We start from the raw sequence: 20,182 nt of genomic DNA on the forward strand, positions 1-20,182 counted from the left end.
CTAGGCATTTTTATTACTGCGAATTTAGAAACTTACTCCAAAGTTTCTAAATAACGCTGCGCATCTAGTGCAGCCATACAGCCTGTGCCTGCACTGGTAATGGCTTGACGGTAGATATGGTCTTGAACGTCACCCGCAGCAAACACGCCAGGGATATTGGTGGCGGTGGCATTACCTTCTAAGCCAGAGTGGGTCTTGAGGTAGCCGTTATTCATATCGAGTTGGCCAACAAAGAGATCAGTGTTGGGTTTGTGGCCAATCGCAATGAATGCTCCAGTCACAGCAATCTCTTCGGTGCTGCCATCTTGTTTCTTGATGCGTACACCAGTAACACCTTTTTCATCACCGAGAACTTCATCGAGAGTGGCATTCAATTTCAACTCCACTTTGCCTTCGGCAACTTTTGCCATGAGGCGATCATTGAGAATCGGTTCAGCACGGAATTTATCGCGACGATGAATCACGGTTACTTTTTTGCAAATACCAGTAAGGTAGAGCGCTTCTTCAACTGCAGTATTGCCGCCACCAACTACACAAACATCTTGATTGCGGTAGAAAAAACCATCGCATGTTGCGCAACCAGAAACACCACGGCCCATAAAAGCTTCTTCACTTGGGAGGCCAATGTACTGAGCAGAAGCGCCAGTGGAAATAATCAAGGCATCACAGGTATAGGTGCCGGAGTCACCAACTAAGCGAATTGGTTTTTCTGTGAGGGCCGCTGTATGAATATGATCAAAAATGATCTCGGTATTAAAGCGCTCCGCATGCTTTAAAAAGCGGTCCATGAGCTCTGGCCCTTGAACGCCATCAGCGTCGGCTGGCCAGTTTTCAACATCGGTGGTTGTCATAAGTTGACCCCCCTGGGCCAAGCCAGTAATGAGGGTAGGCTTTAAATTGGCGCGGGCGGCATAGACCGCAGCGGTGTAGCCAGCAGGGCCAGATCCGAGGATGAGGACTTTGGAGTGTTTTGGGGTATTTGTAGTCATATCCAAATTATAGGTTTGCTTGTTTACAATCGGTAGAACATGGCTAGAACCGCATACCCGAAGTCCAAGACTCCCAAGAGTCCCGAACCCCCAGAGATGGGCGGGCAGGGCAGGATGCCCCGCCTTCTACTAGAGGCCCGCTGGTTTATCTCCCTGGGCTTATGCCTTGGTCTATTCGCCGTTTTACTGACGTATTCCAAGGCAGATCCAGCTTGGTCTCATGCCAGTTTTGAGACCCCCAAGAACCTGGGTGGGCGTTTTGGGGCTTATTTAGCTGATTTAATGCTGTATATCTTTGGAGTTTCTGCGTTTTGGTGGGTTGTCCTTTTTGGGCGCCGTGTCCTCAATGGCTGGCGTGAACTCTGGAGTATCCCTTTGCCACCAGATCCAGATGCCAAACCAGACTCCCTGCTAATGCGTTGGTTGGGCTTTAGCCTGACTTTAGTCTGCAGCATGGGCCTTGAGTCTATTCGGATGCATACATTGTCCTGGCAGCTTCCTAGGCCTCCTGGCGGCATTTTGGGTGAGTTGATCGGCGATCCTCTCCAGATGTCCCTTGGTTTTACTGGCGCAACCTTAGTTCTTCTATTTGGTCTTTGCGCTGGCTTATCTCTATTTCTCCATTTTTCTTGGCTGGATGTTGCTGAAAAAGTAGGGCGTTTCTTAGAAGTAAGCTATCACCGCATTCGCGAGCGTCGCGATAGTGAAGAAGATCGCAAGTTGGGTGAAGCCGCCGCTGAAGAGCGTGAAGAGTTTGTGGAAGAAATTCGGGGTCGCGTAGAAGTGGCTGCCCCAGTGCAAATTGTGCGTGCTCCGATTGAGATTCCAAAGAGTGCTCGTGTCGAGCGTGAGAAACAACAGCCACTGTTTGTAGATATTCCAGATTCAGAATTACCACCGCTGGCATTGTTAGATCCCGTTCCCGAAGCAAAAGAAACAATCTCTGCAGATGTTTTGGAATTTACTTCTCGTTTAATTGAACGCAAGTTAGCTGAGTTCAATGTACAAGTGACCGTGATCGCCGCTTACCCTGGTCCAGTGGTAACGCGCTATGAGATTGATCCGGCAATTGGTGTAAAGGGCAGTCAGATTGTCAATCTCTCACGTGACTTAGCGCGTTCACTTGGTGTTGTGAGTATGCGTGTCGTAGAAACCATTCCTGGCAAAACATGTATGGCTTTGGAATTGCCAAACCCAACACGTCAATCGGTTTACTTGTCTGAGATATTGACTTCCCAGGTTTATAACGACAATCATTCTTTGTTGACTCTGGCTTTGGGTAAAGATATTTCTGGCAGCCCAATGGTGGCTGACTTGGCCAAGATGCCGCACTGCTTAGTAGCTGGTACGACAGGCGCTGGTAAGTCAGTTGGTATCAACGCCATGATTTTGTCTTTGCTCTTTAAAGCAAAGCCTGATGAAGTGCGTTTGATCATGATTGATCCAAAGATGCTGGAGATGGCTATCTACGACAAGATTCCGCATCTGCTTTGCCCGGTTGTTACTGATATGAAGCAGGCGTATAACGCGCTGAACTGGGCGGTAAACGAGATGGAGCGTCGCTACAAACTGATGAGTAAGTTTGGCGTACGTAACTTGGCCGGCTTTAATAAGAAAATTTTAGAAGCAGAAGAAAAAGGTGAAAAGCTCACCAATCCATTTAGCTTGACGCCAGAAGATCCAGAGCCAATATACAAAGCGCCGGTCATCGTGATTGTGATCGATGAGTTGGCTGACTTGATGATGGTTTCAGGCAAGAAGATTGAAGAGTTAATTGCGCGTATCGCGCAGAAAGCTCGTGCTGCAGGGATTCATTTGGTATTGGCAACACAGCGCCCAAGCGTGGACGTCATTACCGGCTTGATTAAGGCAAACGTACCAACCCGCATTTCCTTCCAAGTCAGCAGTAAGATCGACAGCCGGACGATTCTAGATCAACAGGGTGCGGAAGCATTGCTTGGTATGGGCGACATGCTCTACATGGCTCCAGGTACTGGCTTACCAGTGCGTGTTCATGGTGCTTTTGTATCAGATGACGAGGTTCATCGCGTGGTTGAGTGGCTCAAAGAGAAGGGCGAAGCGAACTATATCGACGGCGTTCTTGAAGGTGCTGACGAATCAAACGTTGATGCGCTCACTGGAGAGGGTGGTGGTGAAGCGGATCCACTGTATGACCAAGCAGTGGCCATTGTTCTTGAAAACAAGCGCCCATCGATTTCATTGGTTCAGCGCCACCTGCGTATTGGCTACAACCGAGCAGCACGCCTCTTAGAGGATATGGAGAAAGCGGGCCTGGTATCGAAGATGGGTAATGGCGGTAATCGCGAGATTTTGCATCGCCCCTCCGAGTAAGGCTTGATTTTGCAAAAACTCTTATCTGTAGTAGCGGTTCAATTTGCAATTAGTATCGCTGCGATTCTATTTTCCGGTACCGCATTCTCACAAGCTGAAAGTGGGTCAGAACAGCTACGTCAATTTGTACGCAACTCCAAAACTGCGGAGGGTGACTTTGTGCAACAACAATTGCGCGCACCTAAGGCTAACGAGCCGCAAGACAAGGGTCTCAAGGTTGTTCGCCAAACGCAAGGTCATTTTGTATTTCAGCGTCCAGGTCGTTTTGTGTGGGATACACAAAAACCGTATGAGCAAAAACTCATCGCTAATGGCAATCAACTCATTTTGTGGGACAAGGATTTAAATCAAGCAACCTTTCGCCCAGCAGGACAAGCACTTGCATCGACGCCAGCAGCGATTCTGTTTGGTGAAAGTTCTCTTGATCAGCATTTTGATTTAATCGAAGGTGAAGAGCGTTTGGGAATGAAATGGGTAGCCCTAGTTCCTAAAAGTGATCCCAACGCTAAAAAGAAAGACGATCTTCCTTACACCAAGATCTCGATCGGCATGGTCAATGGACTGCCTAAGGCGCTTGAGTTGATGGATGGCTTGGGCAGCGTTGTCCTAGTCACTCTCGATAAGATCCAGCTCAACGTCAATTTGCCAGCAAATCGCTTTAATTTCACACCACCTGCAGGCGCAGAAGTCTTACGCTTAAACTAGAGCCTAGTTCACCTTATATACCCAAACCCATAGAGCATCACATGATTGATCCGCAATTACTTCGTAAAGATATCGCCGCTGTTGCAGCGCGCTTAGCCACTCGTAAATTTCAGCTAGATGTTGAGAAATTCAATACCTTAGAGTCCGAGCGTAAGTCTTTGCAAACCCGCACCGAAGAATTGCAAGCCAAGCGTAATCAATTGTCTAAAGCCATTGGCATGAAAAAAGGCAAAGGCGAAGACGCTTCTGCTGAGATGGCTGAGGTTGCACAAGTGAATACTGATATGGAATCTGGCTCAGCAAGACTCGGAACTCTCCAAGCGGAGATTTCAGATTTCTTAATGGGCATTCCAAATCTGCCAGATGAGTCTGTGCCAACTGGTAAAGATGAAACTGAGAATCAAGAAGTAAAGCGATGGGGTGAAGAGCCCCTGTTTGATTTTGAGATTAAAGATCACGTAGATTTAGGTGGTCCACTTGGTTTGGATTTTGAAGTAGCAGCCAAGATTAGTGGCTCACGCTTTGTAGTGCTTAAAGGACCGATTGCGAGACTGCATCGTGCATTAGCGCAATTCATGATCGATACCCACTCAACAAATCATGGCTACCAAGAGGTCTATGCGCCCTATATGGTGAACGCTGCATCCATGCGTGGTACTGGCCAATTGCCTAAGTTTGAAGAGGATCTCTTTAAGGTCCCACGCCAAATGGGTGGCGAGGATGGAGCAGGAGAGGCGAAGACTGAAAATTTCTACCTCATTCCAACAGCAGAAGTTCCAGTCACCAATTTAGTGCGTGATGAAATCGTCAATGCTGACAGCCTGCCATTGAAGTTTGTAGCCCACACTCCATGCTTCCGCTCTGAAGCAGGTAGCTATGGTAGAGATGTACGCGGCATGATTCGTCAGCATCAATTCGATAAAGTCGAGTTAGTGCAAATCACTAAGCCAGAAGACTCTATGCAAGCCCTTGAAGATCTAACAGGTCATGCAGAGAAAATTTTGGAATTGCTTGAGTTGCCGTACAGAAAAGTATTGCTCTGTACTGGTGATATGGGTTTTGGCAGCACCAAGACTTATGACTTAGAAGTGTGGGTGCCCTCACAAAAAGCCTATCGTGAGATTAGTTCATGCTCCAGCATGGGTGACTTCCAAGCAAGACGGATGCAAGCCAGATTTAAATCAGGCCAAGGCAAACCAGAATTGGTTCACACATTGAATGGTTCTGGCCTTGCAGTAGGCAGGGCATTAGTAGCACTCCTAGAGAACAAGCAACAAGTAGATGGCAGCATTGCCATTCCAAAAGCGCTACAGCCTTATCTTGGCGGCTTAGAAGTATTGAAGCCAATCTAGTTAGAAAAAACCTAATAAACACCCCAAAGCTATAATTGCTCTTCGGTTCGGAGAGGTGGCAGAGTGGTCGAATGTACCTGACTCGAAATCAGGCGTAGGGTCAAACCTACCGAGGGTTCGAATCCCTCCCTCTCCGCCAAATAAGCAACCACTATGCTAGTTTGATTAATTGCTCAAAAGCTTCAACAAATGCTTCTCTGGGTTGCGCGCCTTGCAATAGGTATTGATCGTTCAGAATAATCGACGGAACTGAATGTATACCTAAGTTTGTATAGGATGCCTCTTCATTCCTGACTTCTTGGGTAAATTCATTTGTATCGAGAACGTGTTTGGCTCTGGCTACATCAAGGCCTGCGCGCTCCACGGCATCTAATATGTTTTGCTGATCATCTAAGTCTACTGCGAGGCAAAAGTAGGTGTTGAGTAATTCTTTTTTCAGGAAAGCTTGTTTATCTGCCCCATGCTCTTTAGCAGCCCAATAGAGGAGGCGATGAGCGTTGAAGGTGTTGTAAACCCTTTTACGCCCTTCTGGATGAAACTCAAATCCAGCCTCTAATGCTTTCGCGCGGATATTGGCTTGATTGACCTTAACTTGTTCTTCGCTTAATCCATATTTCTCGGTGAGATGCTCAATAGCATCTTGACCGCCGATAGGCATATTGGGATTGAGTTCAAAGGGGCGGAAATGTACCTCAAACTCTACCTTCTCGCTTAACTGCTTCATTGCTTGATTGAGGTTGCCCAAACCAACTGCGCACCAAGGGCAGGCTACATCAGATACAAAGTCAATCTTGATAGTGGGTTTCATATTCTCGATTCTACAGAGATTGTTTTGAAAGGTCTAAATAGGGCAGCCCTAAATCTGTTAGAGTATTTCTATGAAATCAAGCTCTTATCGCTACATTATTTGTTTGGGATTTTTACTGTCCGCTTGCTCAACACCGCCTAGTCAATTCGGCGTATATCAGCAGTCTGACGGAACGATCGGCGTCCATTCACCCAAAGATGCGAAAGAGGATGAGGCTCAAGAGATGGCTCTTGCTGAGTGCAAGAAGCTAGGAAAACGAACTGTGACGATTATTGATAGTCGGAAAACGGTCAATGACCGCTTTCCGATGACGTACAACTATTTATGTAGATAAGCCTTTAATTTGGCGCTCAGAAATTAACTGAGCAACCATTTCTTAATAGACTTATTGACACACATTGCATCTAGAGCAAGACCGAAAAACTCGGAGCCATTAGTAACCATGCTTTCAATTGCCTCTACCTTGCCTGACTTAATACCACGGAGGTAAGTTGCCGCACGGTAACGCAAGAAGTGCTCAGTTTCACCTTCTTCGTTCTCGGTAGAGCAGAGTTCTAGGCTGCCATAGCGAGTTTCAGGATTGATGTTCAGAATAGACAAGCTCAACGCGCCAACCAACTTCTCAGGTACTGGAATAGGCACATAAGAGTAGAGGGAGATGAGCATCTCTTCTTCGTCCACTTCAATAATGTGATCAATATCTAAAACATCTTGCTCTGTTAATTCGGTTTCTCCGGAATCGCCGCCACCAAAAGTAGACTCAAACTGCAACATGGCAGTATTGCTGCCCTTTGAGATCTCAATCATGTCAGGATAGCCAAGCAAACCTTTCCACCAATACATCAATGAGAAGGTGCATGGTTTAACTTCAACCAAGCCTTTATTGGTAGATTTTGCAAAGTACAGGCCATAAAACTCATCATCTTTTTCAAGGCCGTATTGATCGACCTTAGATGATTTGGCGGCAGGTTTAGCGGCTGTCTTTTTGGCCGCTTTCTTTACTGCTGGTTTCTTAGCAGCTGCCTTTTTAGCAACAGGCTTCTTAGCAGGAGCTTTCTTAGCTACTGGTTTCACTACCTTTTTCACTGTCTTTTTGGCTGCTACTTTTTTAGGAGCAACTTTCTTAACAGCTTTCTTTATAGGGGCTTTTTTTACCACCTTGGTAGCTACTTTCTTCTTTGCTGGTGACTTCTTTGTAGCCATGGTTTATTACCCTTCTTTATTGGTAGTTAATGTGCTTTCGCACCTATGAATATTACTGCAAATTCATTGCATTCATAATCAAAGGTATATGGGGTTTTACCTGCTAAATGCAAGGGTAGAGTTTCAATAAAAATCTTGCCATATTGATTGTTCTCTTGGTGCGAGCTTGCTACACTGGAAATACGCAGTTTTACTAAACCTAGTTACTTCTTTATAAGGAATTCTATGTTTCCAGAATATCGCGAATTAATCACCAAATTAAAAACAACGGATCGCCACTTTTCGCATCTGTTTGATAAGCACAATAACTTGGATGCCAAGATTCTGCGCATGGAGGATCACAAAGAACCAAGTACGCCTGATGAAATTGAAACTCTCAAGAAAGAAAAATTGCTGCTAAAAGATCAAATATACGCAGTACTCAAGAAAGCCAGCACGTAATTCAATTTACCTTAGGCTTTTTTCAGGAAGCAGGCTTTCAGTAGCATATTGCCTGCTTCTGTTTTGCAATCGACCTCATGGTCACCTGAAACCAAGCGAATACCTTTAATCTTGGTGCCTACCTTTAAGGTTGTGGATGATCCCTTTACTTTAAGGTCCTTGATGAGGGTCACAGTATCACCATCGGCCAATAGATTGCCGTTGGCATCTTTGACTATCAATCCTGCTTCCTCTTCAATCGCTGCGGTCATTGACCATTCATGACCGCATTGAGCGCAAACCCAGTTTTCACCATCCGGGTAGGTCATGTCTTCCTGGCAGGCAGGGCATTTGGGTGGGTTCTCTGTACTCATGGCTACTATTTTAGTCTCGCCATATAGAATGACTATTAAATGAATAAGTCACTCAAAACTATCTTGCTTGTATTGCTCGTCATCCTAGGTCTAGGTGGTTTAGGAGTTTGGTATGCCGCCTCATCGATCAATCCAGCAAAGTTAACCCAATTGATCAGCTCGTCTGTGAAAGATGCGACCGGTAGAGAGTTAAAGATTGCCGGCCCTGTCACTTTGAGGATATTTCCATCGCTTGCTATTACTGCAGAGCATGTCTCCCTGAGCAATGCCTCCTGGGCATCCAAGCCCGAGATGTTGATAGTTAAACACGTAGAAGTCGACATCAAATTGCTTCCCTTGCTATCTAAGGAGGTTGAATTTAATGCGATTAATCTCAATGGGGTAGATGCCTACTTGCAAACTAATAAAGCGGGAGATGGTAATTGGGATTTCACGCCCGCTGTAACTGGCAATACTTCATCCGCCAGCTTGCCTGCTTCCAATGAGAGCACTTCGTCTTCCGATCAATCTAACTTCATCAAGATGAGAAACCTAGTCATCACAGACGCTCGTTTGAGTTATCAAGATTTTGGATCTTGGGTAAAGAGGATATCCATTCCGCAATTATCTTTAAATGGGAGTGGTGACGAAACAGCAATAGCCGCTCAGGCCCAGTATGAAAACTATCAGTTAGGCCTCAAAGGAAAAACCACGAGCATTCGCCAAATACTCAATGATTGGAATGTCAACCCAATTAAGGTCAATGTCGATCTGGCAGCAACCCTAAATGGCAAAACGATGAATATCAATGGCGATATTGATAAGAAACCGCAAACCTTACCCAGCTTTAATCTAAGCCTGAGCTCTAAGTCATTTGAGATGGGCTCTTTGGCAGGCTCAGCGGCACTCACTAGCCCAGGTGGCGCTAAGGCCCCGGTAGACAGCCTAACTAAATCGCATGGAAGATTCTTATTCAGTGAAGAAGCGTTACCTCTAGGTGAGCTACCAATTGCGAACGGCAAGCTTACCCTCAATATAGATGAATTGAGTATTCCAGGACATGTTCCAATGACTGGCGTCAAAGGACATTTTGTATTTGAAGGTTCAAAAATAAATATAAATGACCTTCATTTTGGGCTGGGCAAAGGAAGCGCTGATGTGCAGGCGAGCGTTGCTCAATTCCAAAGCGCCAACCCTGAAATTGCCATCAAAGGCTTGGCAAGAGGATTTACTCTTGAACAGCTTATGGATGCAGTTGACTCCAATACCAAAGTAAAGGGCGGGGATACAGAGATAGCTTTCAACCTGCGTAGTACTGGAACATCGATGCATCAATTGGCTGGCAAAGCAAATGGTGCTGTACAGCTTTCAGTAGGCAAGGGAAGTATTGATTCGCGTTTCATCGATCGAGGTGGTGACTTGCTTATTACGATCGTCAACTCTATTAATCCTATGCGCAAGAAATCTGATCAAACGATATTAGAGTGTGCAGTAGTTTATCTGCCTGTGAGCAATGGACAGATTGCCTTGAATGACTCTATTGGTGTGGTAACCGATCGTCTGGATATTGTGCTGTCTGGATCAGTAGATTTAAAAACAGAAGCTCTCAATATTAAGATTGATCCGAGAGAGAAGTCGGGGCTGACAACGGGTGTGAATCTAGCTGGATTGGTAAAACTCCAAGGTACTTTATTAAATCCTAAGGCAGGTGTTAATAAAGAAGGAGTGGTTAATAGCGCTGTCTCGATTGGCTTGGGATTTTTGACGGGTGGCGCCACAATCTTGGCAGAAAACGCTAGGTCTATCGCAACCAAGAATGCAAATCAGCCCTGTAAGGCAGCGCTACATCCTTGGTCGGATATTTATCCAGGTACAAACTAGTTTTTTAAAAAACGAGACCGCTCACAAAGAGGCTGAATAAAGAAATAAAGATGCTAGCAAAGAATGCGGTCCAGAAGCTAGAGATCGTAAAGCCACTAACGACTGCCGAGACCAGCATCAGCACCAAGGCATTTACTACCAATAAAAACAGACCCATAGTGACTACTGTTAGCGGCAATGTCAAAAGAACTAGCAAGGGTTTCACAATCGCGTTAGCAAAGCCGAGAACGAGAGCGGCAATTAAGAGTGAGCCACCATCAGCAAATCTAAGCCCACTGAAAATATAGCTAGCCACCCAAAGAGATAGAGAAGTTAAACCCCACTGCACTAGAAATAGTGTTAAGTTACCCATGATCGATTCCCCTATAGTTGTTGATAATTGAACTCTTGATCAGTTTATATAGTATCGGTAAATTAGGCAGCAATTTTCTGTCTAGGGGTTTTCATGGGTTTAAAGTGAATTTGAATTTGTGAGTTTGTAGCCTGTGCAAACTTGGCCAAAGTTCTCATTGAGGGTAGGCTAGAGCCACTTTCCAGTCTTGCAATTGCAGATTGTGAGGTTTGCATACGAATCGCAAGTTCCTCCTGGGAGAGACCGCTTTTCATGCGAGCTTCAATAATTTCTCTTGCGATCTCAAATTCAATACGGCTTTGTTCGTAAGCTTTTTTATAGGATGGCTCTTTGAGCCAGCGCTTGTGAAGGGTGGAGATCTTGGTCATATTAATTTGGCGTCTTTTGCTCTTTGTGTTGCGATCTTTAAGGCTGCAGAAGGGGTCTTTTGTGATTTCTTTATAAATACGTGCAAGATGATGATCTTCTTTGTGAAGGCAATTACATAAATACCTCTTCCAATGCCATCTCTTCCGGAGACTCTAATCTCCCACAGCTTTTTGCCCAGGCTTCTAATGTGAGGCATACCAACTTCTTTTGGACCAAATTGCTCTAGAAGCATAGAGACCCTAACAAATCGCCCTCGCATATCATTCGGAAGACTTTCCAGCTCAGCATCAACAAATGTATTTAAGGTTTCAACTTCCCAATTAGTCATCCATAAATTATATCAATATTGATATATATCAAAAATGATATCTTATAGTTACTGATAATTCAAGGGGTATTAATAATGTGGCGGAATTTCATCCTTTAGGCTGCCGCCGCCAGATCCTGCGCTACTGGCCTGCTCTTTAACGGCCTTTAATTCACGATATAGAAATTCTATTTGCTGCTGTTGCTTGTAGACGGTCTCATTGAGCTTTTCAATGAGGTCTTCAGTAAAGCTCAGTTTAATTTCGAGATTAGTGATTCGATCATCAGTCATTATTTTCCCGCCTTATTCAGTAATAAGCTCAAAGCGACCATCTTCCATTTCGGCTTTTGGTCTAATCCAGAAATCATGTGACTGCATGGATTCATAAACGTACGCAGGCTCTAGAGAAGCTTCCACATTTGCTAGCAGGACAACCTGATAAAACCCACCTGTCTTTTTATGTCTTAGCTTAGCGCCAGGCTTAAACAGCCCATCATCGGGATCTGCCATTTTGGGTTTGCTCATAAAACGCACTTTCTAGGTATGATTTGAGGATGGCCAATTCCATCCAGTACTCCATTCTAGATATATCTCCTATTCCGCAGGGGTTTACTGCTGGCGACGCACTACGAAATTCCTTAGATGTTGCTCAGCATGCAGAGAAGTGGGGCTATACCCGCTATTGGGTCGCTGAACATCACAATATGACGGGGAATGCTAGCTCGGCAACCGCTGTCTTGATTGGCTATATCGCTGGAGGAACCTCGCGAATCAAGGTAGGTTCGGGAGGTATCATGCTGCCCAATCACGCACCTTTAGTCATTGCAGAACAATTTGGGACCCTTGAATCTCTTTATCCGGGACGAATTGAGCTGGGCTTAGGTAGGGCGCCTGGTACTGACCAAATAACGGCAAGAGCATTGCGCCGTGATTTATTGGGCAGTGATGATCGTTTCCCGCAAGATGTGCGGGAGTTACAGCATTACTTTGGTCCGATTCAAGAGGGTCAATCAGTTAAGGCGATTCCTGGGGCCGATACCAATGTGCCTATTTGGATCCTAGGTTCCAGCCTCTATGGCGCCCAATTAGCCGCGCACTTTGGCTTGCCTTACGCTTTTGCAGCGCACTTTGCTCCAGAGCAACTCTTGGAGGCGATGTCGATCTATCGTGAACTCTTCAAACCATCCGCACAACAAGCGACGCCTTATTCTGCTTTTGTGATGAACGTTGTGGCGGCTGATACTGACGAAGAAGCGCAGCATTTGTATACCAGCTTGCAACAACATTTCATTCGGATGCGTCGTAATACTCGGGGGCAATTACCGCCACCCATCGATGATATTGATAGTTTCTGCGAGCCTCATGAAAAAGTTGCCGTAACGCATATGTTGCAATGCTCTTTAGTTGGTTCGCTAGAAACGATTAAAAAGGGTATGCGTACCTGGTTAGATCGCACTGGTGCAAATGAAATTCTATTTACCGGTCAAATCTTTGATCATCAAGCACGACTCAAGTCCTTCGAAATTGCTGCTCAGGCTGCCCAAAGTTTATAAAGAAACTAATTGAAGATAGCGTTGTAGTCAGAGCTAATCAGGACGTCATCTGCAGCAGCTCTGTTGGCTAGCTTTAACACCTCATTGTCTTTACTCATGAGTAGGCATGGCCTTGCAGAGTAGGCGAGGTTTAAGAAGACCTGGTCATCAGGGTCTACGCATTGCCATGGGGCTTTAGAGAGATCTACATCATCAATTACTCTGGCATGAGCGCGCCACTGATCCAATATGCGCTCCTGGGCGCTAGACTCAAGAGAGAAGAGGGGGCGACTAATGACATCAGCAAGCTCTTCTAAAGTCTGAGGGCTTGCTATGGCATCCATTTTTTTATCCAGCAAAGCTTGCTTTAGATGAATTGCTCTGAAGTCATTAAAAACAAAAATGTCGAGCAAGACATTGGTATCAAAGACAACAGACTTCATTTGATTTAGTCTTGCTTAGAACGCCAAACTTCTGGTGTGATGGTCACTTGGCCATTGTCAGACGAGACATATACCTCACCGTCTTGTACGTTAACGTGAATAACCATACTACGTTCGACCAGCTTATTCAGTTCGTTTGCCTGATCTGCAGGAATCGAAACAATCTGCAGGTTGCGTGCCCGATTGAGCTTATTGGCGATACCATCCCACCAAATTTTGCTAGTGTGTCCACCATAGCAATACACAATCACTTGATCTGCTCTGCCACAGGCTTTGAGAATGCGACGCTCATCTGGTTGACCTACTTCAATCCAAAGCTTAATCGCATCGGTAAGGTCTTTAATCCATAGGTCGGGCTCATCGGTATCGCTTAAGCCTTTGGTAAAAACAAGATCCTCGTGGGCTTGAAGCGCAAAAGCGATGATTCTGACCATCATCCGCTCTTCGGTTTCAGAGGGGTGTTTGGCGATGGTGAGGGAATGACTGCCGTAGTAGTGGCGGTCTGAATCTGCGACATGAAGGTCGGCTTTGTGAATAGTTGCGCGTAGAGCCATACGGCATTATCGCCTTTTATGCCCGAGTGGGGCCCCATAACCAGTATTATTTACTCCATGATCCGCATTACTGAACTACGCCTTCCCATCCATCACGCTCCAGAAGATCTGGAGACGGCGATTCTCAAGCGCCTCAACTTATCGCCAAAAGACTTAATCTCTTTTGAGATCTTCAAGCGGAGTTATGACGCCCGCAAGAATGTTGCTCTTGCCTTCATCTATACGATTGATCTCTCGGTAAAAAATGAAGAGACTGTACTCAAGCAGTTTTCAGGCGACACTCATATCAGGCCATCGCCCGATACAAGTTATCACTTTGTGGCAAAGGCGCCGGAGTCCATCGCTTCCGGTCAAGTATTGCGCCCAGTGGTCATTGGATTTGGTCCTTGCGGTATTTTTGCTGCATTGTTATTGGCGCAAATGGGATTTAAACCAATTGTTCTAGAGCGTGGCAAGAAGGTGCGTGAGCGCACTCAAGATACTTGGGGACTTTGGCGTAAAAATGTCCTCAATCCTGAATCCAATGTGCAGTTCGGAGAGGGTGGGGCAGGCACCTTCTCTGATGGGAAGCTCTATAGCCAAATTAAAGATCCTAAGTTTTATGGCCGCAAGGTAATTAATGAGTTTGTCAAAGCAGGTGCGCCAGCAGAAATTCAGTATGTTGCAAAGCCCCATATTGGCACTTTCCGTCTAGTGGGCGTGGTTGAAAAAATGCGCCAAGAAATTATTGATCTTGGTGGTGAGATTCGTTTCTCACAAAAGGTGATTGGTTTTGATATTCAGAATGAGCAAATCACTGGAGTCAAAATTGAAGGGCATCCGGACTTACCGGCAAATCACGTAGTGCTCGCTTTAGGACACAGTGCGAGGGATACCTTTAAGGCTTTGCATGAAGCTGGCGTATTTATGGAAGCCAAACCCTTCTCGGTTGGCTTTCGGATTGAGCATCCCCAGTCTCTCATTGATAAAGCACGTTTAGGTCCTCATGCGGGTAATGAGTTGATTGGCGCTGCAGATTACAAGCTTGTTCACCATGCCAAAAATGGACGTGCTGTTTATAGCTTTTGCATGTGCCCTGGCGGAACGGTGGTAGCAGCCACATCAGAGCCAAATCGCGTTGTCACCAATGGCATGAGCCAATACTCCCGAAATGAGCGTAATGCGAATGCGGGCATTGTGGTTGGAATCACTCCAGAAGATTATCCTGGTGGCCCACTGGCTGGGATTGAGTTTCAGCGCCAACTGGAGTCTAAGGCTTTTGAATTAGGAGGCGGCACTTATGAAGCTCCAGGTCAATTGGTGGGGGATTTTATAGCTGGCAAACCTTCCACTGAATTTGGTAGCGTTCTTCCATCCTATAAACCAGGCGTTCATTTAACGGATTTGGCTGAGGCTCTACCTGCCTACGCCATTGAAGCTATTCGGGAGGCTCTACCTGCTTTTGAGAAGCAAATTAAAGGCTTCTCCATGAAGGATGCTGTTCTTACCGGTATTGAGACCAGAACCTCTTCACCATTACGTATCACTAGGGGTGCAAACCTGCAGAGTCTCAATATTAAAGGTCTCTATCCAGCGGGTGAGGGTGCGGGTTATGCGGGTGGAATCTTGTCTGCGGGAGTTGATGGGATTAAAGTGGCAGAAGCAGTAGCGCTTGATTACCTCGCTGACTAGTCTAGAAATATTTTCATGAGATCCTAATGAACTCTGTAGCATCAAATAGCCCAACCGATGAAAAAGAAGTTTTATTTCATCCAGAGTTGCTACAGAAGTTTGATATCAATGGCCCACGCTACACGTCCTATCCAAGTGCAGATCGATTTCATACTGACTTCTCCGAATCAGATTATTTAGAGGCGCTCAAAAGAGTGGCAAAGGTAAATGAGCCTTTATCGCTGTACTTTCATTTGCCGTTTTGCCCAAATATTTGTTATTACTGTGGCTGTAACAAGATCATTACCAAAGATCATGGCCGTAGTGCAAAGTACATTAAGTATCTAGCCAAAGAGATGGCAATGGTCACTGCCGCGATGGGTGCGCAGAAAAAGATCCCCATTACGCAGTTACATTGGGGTGGTGGTACACCAACCTTCTTGTCGCACGAAGAGATGATTGAATTGATGCAATACACCCGCGAGCACTTTGACTTATTGCCTGGCGGTGAGTATTCCATCGAGATTGATCCACGTCGCGTTACCGAGCAAGATATAGCTTTGCTTGCAGACTTAGGCTTTAACCGAATTAGTCTTGGTGTTCAAGACTTTAATCTGGCAGTTCAAGAGGCTGTGCATCGTGTTCAAACGATTGAGGAGACTCAAGCCGTAATCGATTGGTCTAGGAAGTATGGCTTCAAGTCACGTAGTGTCGACTTAATCTATGGGCTTCCCAAGCAAACTCCAGAAACCTTTAAAGAAACAGTAGATATTGTCTTAGCAATGAGTCCAGATCGCCTGTCGGTATATAACTATGCACATTTGCCGCATATTTTTAAACCACAACGCCGTATTGCTGAGGCTGATCTACCGCGAGCTGCTGATAAGTTAGATATTTTGTCAAATACGATCACGCGCTTAGATGAAGCGGGATATGTGTTTATTGGCATGGATCACTTTGCAAAGCCTGACGATGAACTAGCCATTGCACAAAAAGAAGGAAAGTTACATCGCAATTTTCAAGGGTATTCAACGCAGGCAGAGTGTGATCTCTTAGCCTTTGGAATTTCCTCTATCGGTAAGGTAGATGATTGTTACTCTCAAAATGTTCGTACCTTAGATGAATACTATGCGGCACTTGATTCTGGGCATTTGCCAGTTCTTAGGGGTTTGAGGCTGGATAAGGATGACTTACTGCGTCGTGAATTAATTGGTGAGCTCATGTGTCAATTTGCCCTAAATACCAAAACATTTGCGAACGATCATCAGATTGATTTCTCTGATTACTTCAAGACAGAAATTGAAGAGCTTAAGGGCCTAGAAGAAGCGGGACTTCTGGAATGGCAAGAGGAGGCCATTTATGTGCCGATCAAGGGGCGTCTATTAGCCAGAAGAGTAGCTATGACTTTTGATCGACATTTGCGCGAGTCCCAAGCAAAAGGCACTTACTCCAAGGTCCTTTAGGTTTATCTGTAGGCCATTTGATCTAGATCAAATAAGCAGCAAAACACTGTTGCTTTTAAGCCAAGAAAAAAATCACAACATCTATTCATTTGATTTATATCAAATGACTCACAAGGTATCAATTTCACAATGAACCCATCGAAATTGATAACAAAAGGGGTAACACCATGCGTCTTAAATCACTAGTAGCAGCAATGGCTGCAGTAGCTTCCTTAGCTCCAATTGCATCCCAAGCACAATCAGCTGAAGAAAATCCTTGGATGGTTCGTGTTCGTGCAGTGGATCTCCTTTGGAATAATGGACAAACGGGTATCGCTCAGACAGCCAATATCAAAGCAAAGGATCAAGTCATTCCTGAGTTTGATATTTCCTATTTCTTTACAAAAAATATCGCAACTGAGCTAGTGTTAACCTGGCCACAGCAGGTAAATATTACTGCTACTGGCGCCAATACCAATGTAGGTAAAATTAGTGCACTTCCTCCATCGCTATTGCTGCAATATCACTTCACAGATTTGGGTGCCTTTAAACCTTATGTTGGTGCTGGTGTGAACTATACGATTTTCGGTAATCGTCAAAATTTTTATGGTGCTGGTGCGGGCCTGCAAGTTCAGCCATCCAGTTTTGGTGCCGTTGGCCAGGTTGGCGCCGATTATTTCTTAGACAAAAATTGGGGTCTTAACGTTGACGTGAAATACGCAACCATGGCAACCAATGTTCAGGCAGTTGCAGGTGGTGCAAATCTAGGAAAATTGACTTTGAATCCTTGGATGCCGGCCGTAGGTGTGACATACAAGTTCTAAGAATTCAGTTCTTAGGTCTTACGATAGAGCCCTTTAGGGGCTCTATTTTTACTTGAGCAATGCGTTTATATACATTTCAAAGTTGACTTCATCGAAGTTCAGATTGTCAAAACGCTTTATTAAAGAATGGTCTGGTGGATTTGTTCTGCGCCTGGCATATTGATCCCAATGAGTCAGCTTCCATTGATCTCTAGAGTCATTCCGCTTTTGCATGCGCAATCTGGCCTCATCTTCGGCTAAATCTATCCACGCAATAGAGATGCTGGTTTGTGGGGGTATGCCTAATGCTTCTGGGTTGAACATTCTGCCACTCTGAATTTCTTTTGAGAATGGCCCAACCAAGATGACGTTTACCCCAAGCAGTAAGTTCTCTCGCGCAATATCAATAAGCCCTTGGTATTCCCAATCACGCAGGTTCTCGAGATAGTAGGGGCTATCTCGATCATGAGGGTTTTGGGTGGTGAGTTGCATCACATGGGCGCTATATGCCCCATAAACGGTATCTTTATCCAAAAAGAAGAAGTCTTCCCCAGTCTTCTCAATAATGAGAGGTAACGCCTTCTTGGCTAAGGTGGATTTACCAGTCCCGGCATGCCCTGCAAAGAGGATCAGGCGGGGTGCACTGGGAGTGAGTTTGCAGACCATTTACGGCTAGTCTCGCAGAAATCAGCAGAAATATCTCCTCTTTTGCCGAAGTGACGATAATGTCGCCATGGCTTTAATCGTACTTACTGATGCAAAACTGGCTTTTGGCCACGTTGACCTCCTCGCAAACACTGCTTTTTCTCTAGAATCTGGCGAACGTGTTGGCCTTATTGGCCGTAATGGCACTGGCAAATCTTCCTTATTGAAGATCCTGGCTGGTATTGAAAAAATGGATGATGGCCTGTTGCAATATCAACAGGGCCTGAGAATTTCTTATGTTCCTCAAGAGCCTATCTTCGAGGCTGAAGAAACCGTCTTTGAAGCGGTTTCTAAGGGTGTAGCAGAGGCCAAGGCTCTTCGTGAGGAGTACGAGGCTCTGAGTGTGGGCGAGTGGGATGACGCCGCGCACCATCGCTTGGATGAGGTACAGTCAAAGCTTGAAGCTTTGAGCGGCTGGAACTGGGAGCAACGGGTTCATGAAACCCTGGATCGATTGCATTTAGATGCTGATATCAAAATTAGCAATCTTTCTGGTGGAACCAAAAAACGAGTGGCACTGGCCCGTGCTTTAGTAGAAATGCCAGATGTTCTATTGTTAGATGAGCCAACCAATCACTTGGATTTAGATTCAATTGCATGGCTTGAAGAGCTTCTAAAGGAATATCAAGGCTCTGTGATTTTGATCACCCATGATCGAGCTTTCTTAGATAATGTTTGCACTCAAATCGTCGAACTCGATCGCGGTATTTTGCGTAGCTACCCAGGTAACTTCACTCAATATGAAGTGCTGAAGGACCAAGAACTCAATGCTGAATCACTAGCTAATGCAAGAGCAGATAAATTATTGGCTCAAGAGGAAGTATGGATTCGGAAAGGGGTTGAGGCGAGACGTACTCGCAGCGTAGCCCGGATAGCTCGCCTCGAAAAACTTCGCGCTAGTCGTACTGAGCGCAGAGACGCGATGGGGCAAGTGAAGCTCGCCGTATCTGCTGGAGATCGCAGTGGCAAGATTGTTGCTGAGCTCGATAACGTAAGCAAGTCTTATGGCAAGCCGATTGTGAAAGATTTTACGGCCACTATTTTGCGTGGTGACAAGGTTGGACTGCTGGGGCCGAATGGCGCAGGCAAAACCACTTTGCTGAAGTTAATTCTTGGCACGATCGCTCCAGACTCTGGAACTGCCACTATGGGCACGCGCATTGAAGTAGCTTACTTTGACCAGATGCGTGAGGGCTTGGACCTCAATGCTTCGCTGGAGGATTACATTAGCCCTGGTAGTGAGTGGATTGAAATCAACGGCAATAAGAAACACGTCAAAAGTTATTTGAGCGATTTCTTATTTGCTCCCGAGAGAACCAATTCACCTGTGAGTACATTATCTGGTGGTGAGCGTAACCGTTTGCTATTAGCGCGCTTATTTGCAAGACCAGCAAATGTCTTGGTGCTAGATGAGCCAACCAATGACTTGGACATCGATACTCTTGATTTGCTTGAGCAATTATTACAAGACTACAAAGGCACTGTGTTCCTTGTAAGTCATGATCGTTACTTCTTGGATAACGTGGTGACCAGCATTATCGCCAATGAAGGCGATGGTTTTTGGCGTGAGTACGAGGGTGGGTACGAGGACTGGAAGATTCAGAAAGCCCGCTCTGACAAAATTCGTGCCGCAAATTCCAATCAAAAGTCTACTGTCAAACTGGAAGCTAAGGCCGAGGCAAAAGTGGAGCCTATTGTCGAAGTAAAGCCAGTAGTAAAAAGTGGGGTGCAAAAACTCAATGGCAAAGAGCGACAAGAGCTCGAAACTTTGCCCATAGCGATTGAGGGTCTAGAAACAGAGCAGGCGGATATTGGTATTGCGATGAGCGATCCCAACCTCTATAAGAATGAACCAGAATTAGCCGCCAGCATGCAAGCACGCTTAAGTGAGATCACCGAACAGTTAGAGCAGAAGTTGCAGCGTTGGGAGCAGCTCTTAAGCCGCTCCGAATCTTAAACCCC

General features: G+C 45.5%; 23 protein-coding genes and 1 tRNA gene. 12 read left to right on the forward strand and 12 right to left on the reverse strand.

Features of this window, described 5'->3' with window-relative positions:
• Window positions 1–32: 32 nt before the first annotated feature.
• A complete protein-coding gene (gene trxB / locus A9236_RS08595) occupies window positions 33–989 on the reverse strand; it encodes a thioredoxin-disulfide reductase (protein WP_071464967.1) in 957 nt (318 codons plus the stop codon).
• A 39-nt stretch (window positions 990–1,028) separates the two neighbouring features.
• Here trxB and A9236_RS08600 point away from each other — a divergent pair, with 39 nt between their 5' ends.
• From A9236_RS08600 to A9236_RS08615, 4 genes are all read left to right on the forward strand, one after another.
• A complete protein-coding gene (locus A9236_RS08600) occupies window positions 1,029–3,341 on the forward strand; it encodes a DNA translocase FtsK (protein ID WP_071464968.1) in 2,313 nt (770 codons plus the stop codon).
• A 9-nt stretch (window positions 3,342–3,350) separates the two neighbouring features.
• Window positions 3,351–4,046, forward strand: coding sequence for an outer membrane lipoprotein carrier protein LolA (locus A9236_RS08605; RefSeq protein WP_083393446.1), 696 nt, complete (start codon window positions 3,351–3,353; stop codon window positions 4,044–4,046).
• A gap of 41 nt (window positions 4,047–4,087) precedes the next feature.
• Window positions 4,088–5,398 carry a serine--tRNA ligase gene (gene serS, locus A9236_RS08610; protein ID WP_071464969.1) on the forward strand — a complete coding sequence of 437 codons (1,311 nt, stop codon included), beginning with the start codon at window positions 4,088–4,090 and terminating at the stop codon, window positions 5,396–5,398.
• Between the two features lie 49 nt (window positions 5,399–5,447).
• Window positions 5,448–5,537, forward strand: a tRNA-Ser gene (locus A9236_RS08615).
• Between the two features lie 12 nt (window positions 5,538–5,549).
• On the opposite strand, the gene A9236_RS08620 is transcribed toward A9236_RS08615, so the two are convergent.
• On the reverse strand, window positions 5,550–6,206 hold the full coding sequence (locus A9236_RS08620; RefSeq protein ID WP_071464970.1) for a DsbA family oxidoreductase: 657 nt from the start codon (window positions 6,204–6,206) through the stop codon (window positions 5,550–5,552).
• A 70-nt stretch (window positions 6,207–6,276) separates the two neighbouring features.
• Between A9236_RS08620 and A9236_RS08625 the strand changes: the two genes are divergently transcribed.
• Window positions 6,277–6,540: a hypothetical protein gene (locus tag A9236_RS08625; RefSeq protein WP_071464971.1), complete on the forward strand. Its 264-nt coding sequence runs from the start codon at window positions 6,277–6,279 to the stop codon at window positions 6,538–6,540.
• Between the two features lie 23 nt (window positions 6,541–6,563).
• Here A9236_RS08625 and A9236_RS08630 read toward each other — a convergent pair whose 3' ends face one another.
• Entirely contained in the window at window positions 6,564–7,409 is an 846-nt protein-coding gene (locus A9236_RS08630; protein WP_071464972.1) for a hypothetical protein, read from the reverse strand.
• A gap of 225 nt (window positions 7,410–7,634) precedes the next feature.
• Here A9236_RS08630 and A9236_RS08635 point away from each other — a divergent pair, with 225 nt between their 5' ends.
• Window positions 7,635–7,850 carry a YdcH family protein gene (locus A9236_RS08635; RefSeq protein WP_071464973.1) on the forward strand — a complete coding sequence of 72 codons (216 nt, stop codon included), beginning with the start codon at window positions 7,635–7,637 and terminating at the stop codon, window positions 7,848–7,850.
• A gap of 11 nt (window positions 7,851–7,861) precedes the next feature.
• On the opposite strand, the gene A9236_RS08640 is transcribed toward A9236_RS08635, so the two are convergent.
• The gene (locus A9236_RS08640) at window positions 7,862–8,203 is read right to left on the reverse strand and encodes a zinc ribbon domain-containing protein YjdM (RefSeq protein ID WP_071464974.1); all 342 of its coding nucleotides are present in this window, start codon (window positions 8,201–8,203) and stop codon (window positions 7,862–7,864) included.
• A gap of 39 nt (window positions 8,204–8,242) precedes the next feature.
• On the opposite strand from A9236_RS08640, the gene A9236_RS08645 reads away from it, so the two are divergent.
• Entirely contained in the window at window positions 8,243–10,063 is a 1,821-nt protein-coding gene (locus A9236_RS08645; protein ID WP_071464975.1) for an AsmA family protein, read from the forward strand.
• A gap of 4 nt (window positions 10,064–10,067) precedes the next feature.
• Here the strand turns inward: A9236_RS08645 and A9236_RS08650 are convergent, their stop codons facing one another.
• The 5 genes from A9236_RS08650 to A9236_RS08670 all read right to left on the reverse strand — a co-directional run bounded on the left by A9236_RS08650 (window position 10,068) and on the right by A9236_RS08670 (window position 11,616).
• The gene (locus tag A9236_RS08650; RefSeq protein WP_071464976.1) at window positions 10,068–10,418 is read right to left on the reverse strand and encodes a phage holin family protein; all 351 of its coding nucleotides are present in this window, start codon (window positions 10,416–10,418) and stop codon (window positions 10,068–10,070) included.
• A 59-nt stretch (window positions 10,419–10,477) separates the two neighbouring features.
• Window positions 10,478–10,783, reverse strand: a complete 306-nt coding sequence (locus tag A9236_RS08655; RefSeq protein WP_071464977.1) for a helix-turn-helix transcriptional regulator — start codon at window positions 10,781–10,783, stop codon at window positions 10,478–10,480.
• The gene (locus A9236_RS08660; protein ID WP_071464978.1) at window positions 10,780–11,112 is read right to left on the reverse strand and encodes a type II toxin-antitoxin system RelE/ParE family toxin; all 333 of its coding nucleotides are present in this window, start codon (window positions 11,110–11,112) and stop codon (window positions 10,780–10,782) included. Before A9236_RS08660 ends, A9236_RS08655 begins: the two co-directional genes overlap by 4 nt.
• Window positions 11,113–11,181: 69 nt before the next feature.
• Complete coding sequence (locus A9236_RS08665; protein WP_071464979.1) at window positions 11,182–11,382, reverse strand: SlyX family protein; 201 nt, start codon at window positions 11,380–11,382, stop codon at window positions 11,182–11,184.
• Between the two features lie 12 nt (window positions 11,383–11,394).
• Entirely contained in the window at window positions 11,395–11,616 is a 222-nt protein-coding gene (locus A9236_RS08670; protein ID WP_071464980.1) for a hypothetical protein, read from the reverse strand.
• Between the two features lie 29 nt (window positions 11,617–11,645).
• Here A9236_RS08670 and A9236_RS08675 point away from each other — a divergent pair, with 29 nt between their 5' ends.
• Window positions 11,646–12,644 (forward strand): LLM class flavin-dependent oxidoreductase, encoded by a 999-nt coding sequence (locus A9236_RS08675; protein ID WP_071464981.1) that lies wholly within the window; start codon window positions 11,646–11,648, stop codon window positions 12,642–12,644.
• Window positions 12,645–12,649: 5 nt separating this feature from the next.
• Here A9236_RS08675 and A9236_RS08680 read toward each other — a convergent pair whose 3' ends face one another.
• Together A9236_RS08680 and A9236_RS08685 are read right to left on the reverse strand one after the other, a co-directional pair.
• Window positions 12,650–13,066: a putative toxin-antitoxin system toxin component, PIN family gene (locus tag A9236_RS08680; protein ID WP_071464982.1), complete on the reverse strand. Its 417-nt coding sequence runs from the start codon at window positions 13,064–13,066 to the stop codon at window positions 12,650–12,652.
• Window positions 13,067–13,071: 5 nt separating this feature from the next.
• A complete protein-coding gene (locus tag A9236_RS08685) occupies window positions 13,072–13,620 on the reverse strand; it encodes a YaeQ family protein (protein WP_071464983.1) in 549 nt (182 codons plus the stop codon).
• Between the two features lie 57 nt (window positions 13,621–13,677).
• Between A9236_RS08685 and A9236_RS08690 the strand changes: the two genes are divergently transcribed.
• The 3 genes from A9236_RS08690 to A9236_RS08700 all read left to right on the forward strand — a co-directional run bounded on the left by A9236_RS08690 (window position 13,678) and on the right by A9236_RS08700 (window position 17,536).
• Window positions 13,678–15,291 carry an NAD(P)/FAD-dependent oxidoreductase gene (locus A9236_RS08690; RefSeq protein ID WP_071465140.1) on the forward strand — a complete coding sequence of 538 codons (1,614 nt, stop codon included), beginning with the start codon at window positions 13,678–13,680 and terminating at the stop codon, window positions 15,289–15,291.
• 26 nt (window positions 15,292–15,317) lie between these two features.
• Window positions 15,318–16,733 (forward strand): oxygen-independent coproporphyrinogen III oxidase, encoded by a 1,416-nt coding sequence (gene hemN, locus A9236_RS08695; protein WP_071464984.1) that lies wholly within the window; start codon window positions 15,318–15,320, stop codon window positions 16,731–16,733.
• Window positions 16,734–16,900: 167 nt separating this feature from the next.
• The gene (locus tag A9236_RS08700; protein WP_071467841.1) at window positions 16,901–17,536 is read left to right on the forward strand and encodes an OmpW family protein; all 636 of its coding nucleotides are present in this window, start codon (window positions 16,901–16,903) and stop codon (window positions 17,534–17,536) included.
• Between the two features lie 48 nt (window positions 17,537–17,584).
• On the opposite strand, the gene A9236_RS08705 is transcribed toward A9236_RS08700, so the two are convergent.
• Window positions 17,585–18,181 (reverse strand): AAA family ATPase, encoded by a 597-nt coding sequence (locus A9236_RS08705; RefSeq protein ID WP_071467842.1) that lies wholly within the window; start codon window positions 18,179–18,181, stop codon window positions 17,585–17,587.
• Window positions 18,182–18,248: 67 nt separating this feature from the next.
• Between A9236_RS08705 and A9236_RS08710 the strand changes: the two genes are divergently transcribed.
• A complete protein-coding gene (locus A9236_RS08710) occupies window positions 18,249–20,177 on the forward strand; it encodes an ATP-binding cassette domain-containing protein (protein WP_071467843.1) in 1,929 nt (642 codons plus the stop codon).
• Window positions 20,178–20,182 lie beyond the last annotated feature (5 nt).

It is taken from the genome of Polynucleobacter sp. QLW-P1DATA-2, assembly GCF_001870365.1.
Lineage (GTDB): Bacteria > Pseudomonadota > Gammaproteobacteria > Burkholderiales > Burkholderiaceae > Polynucleobacter.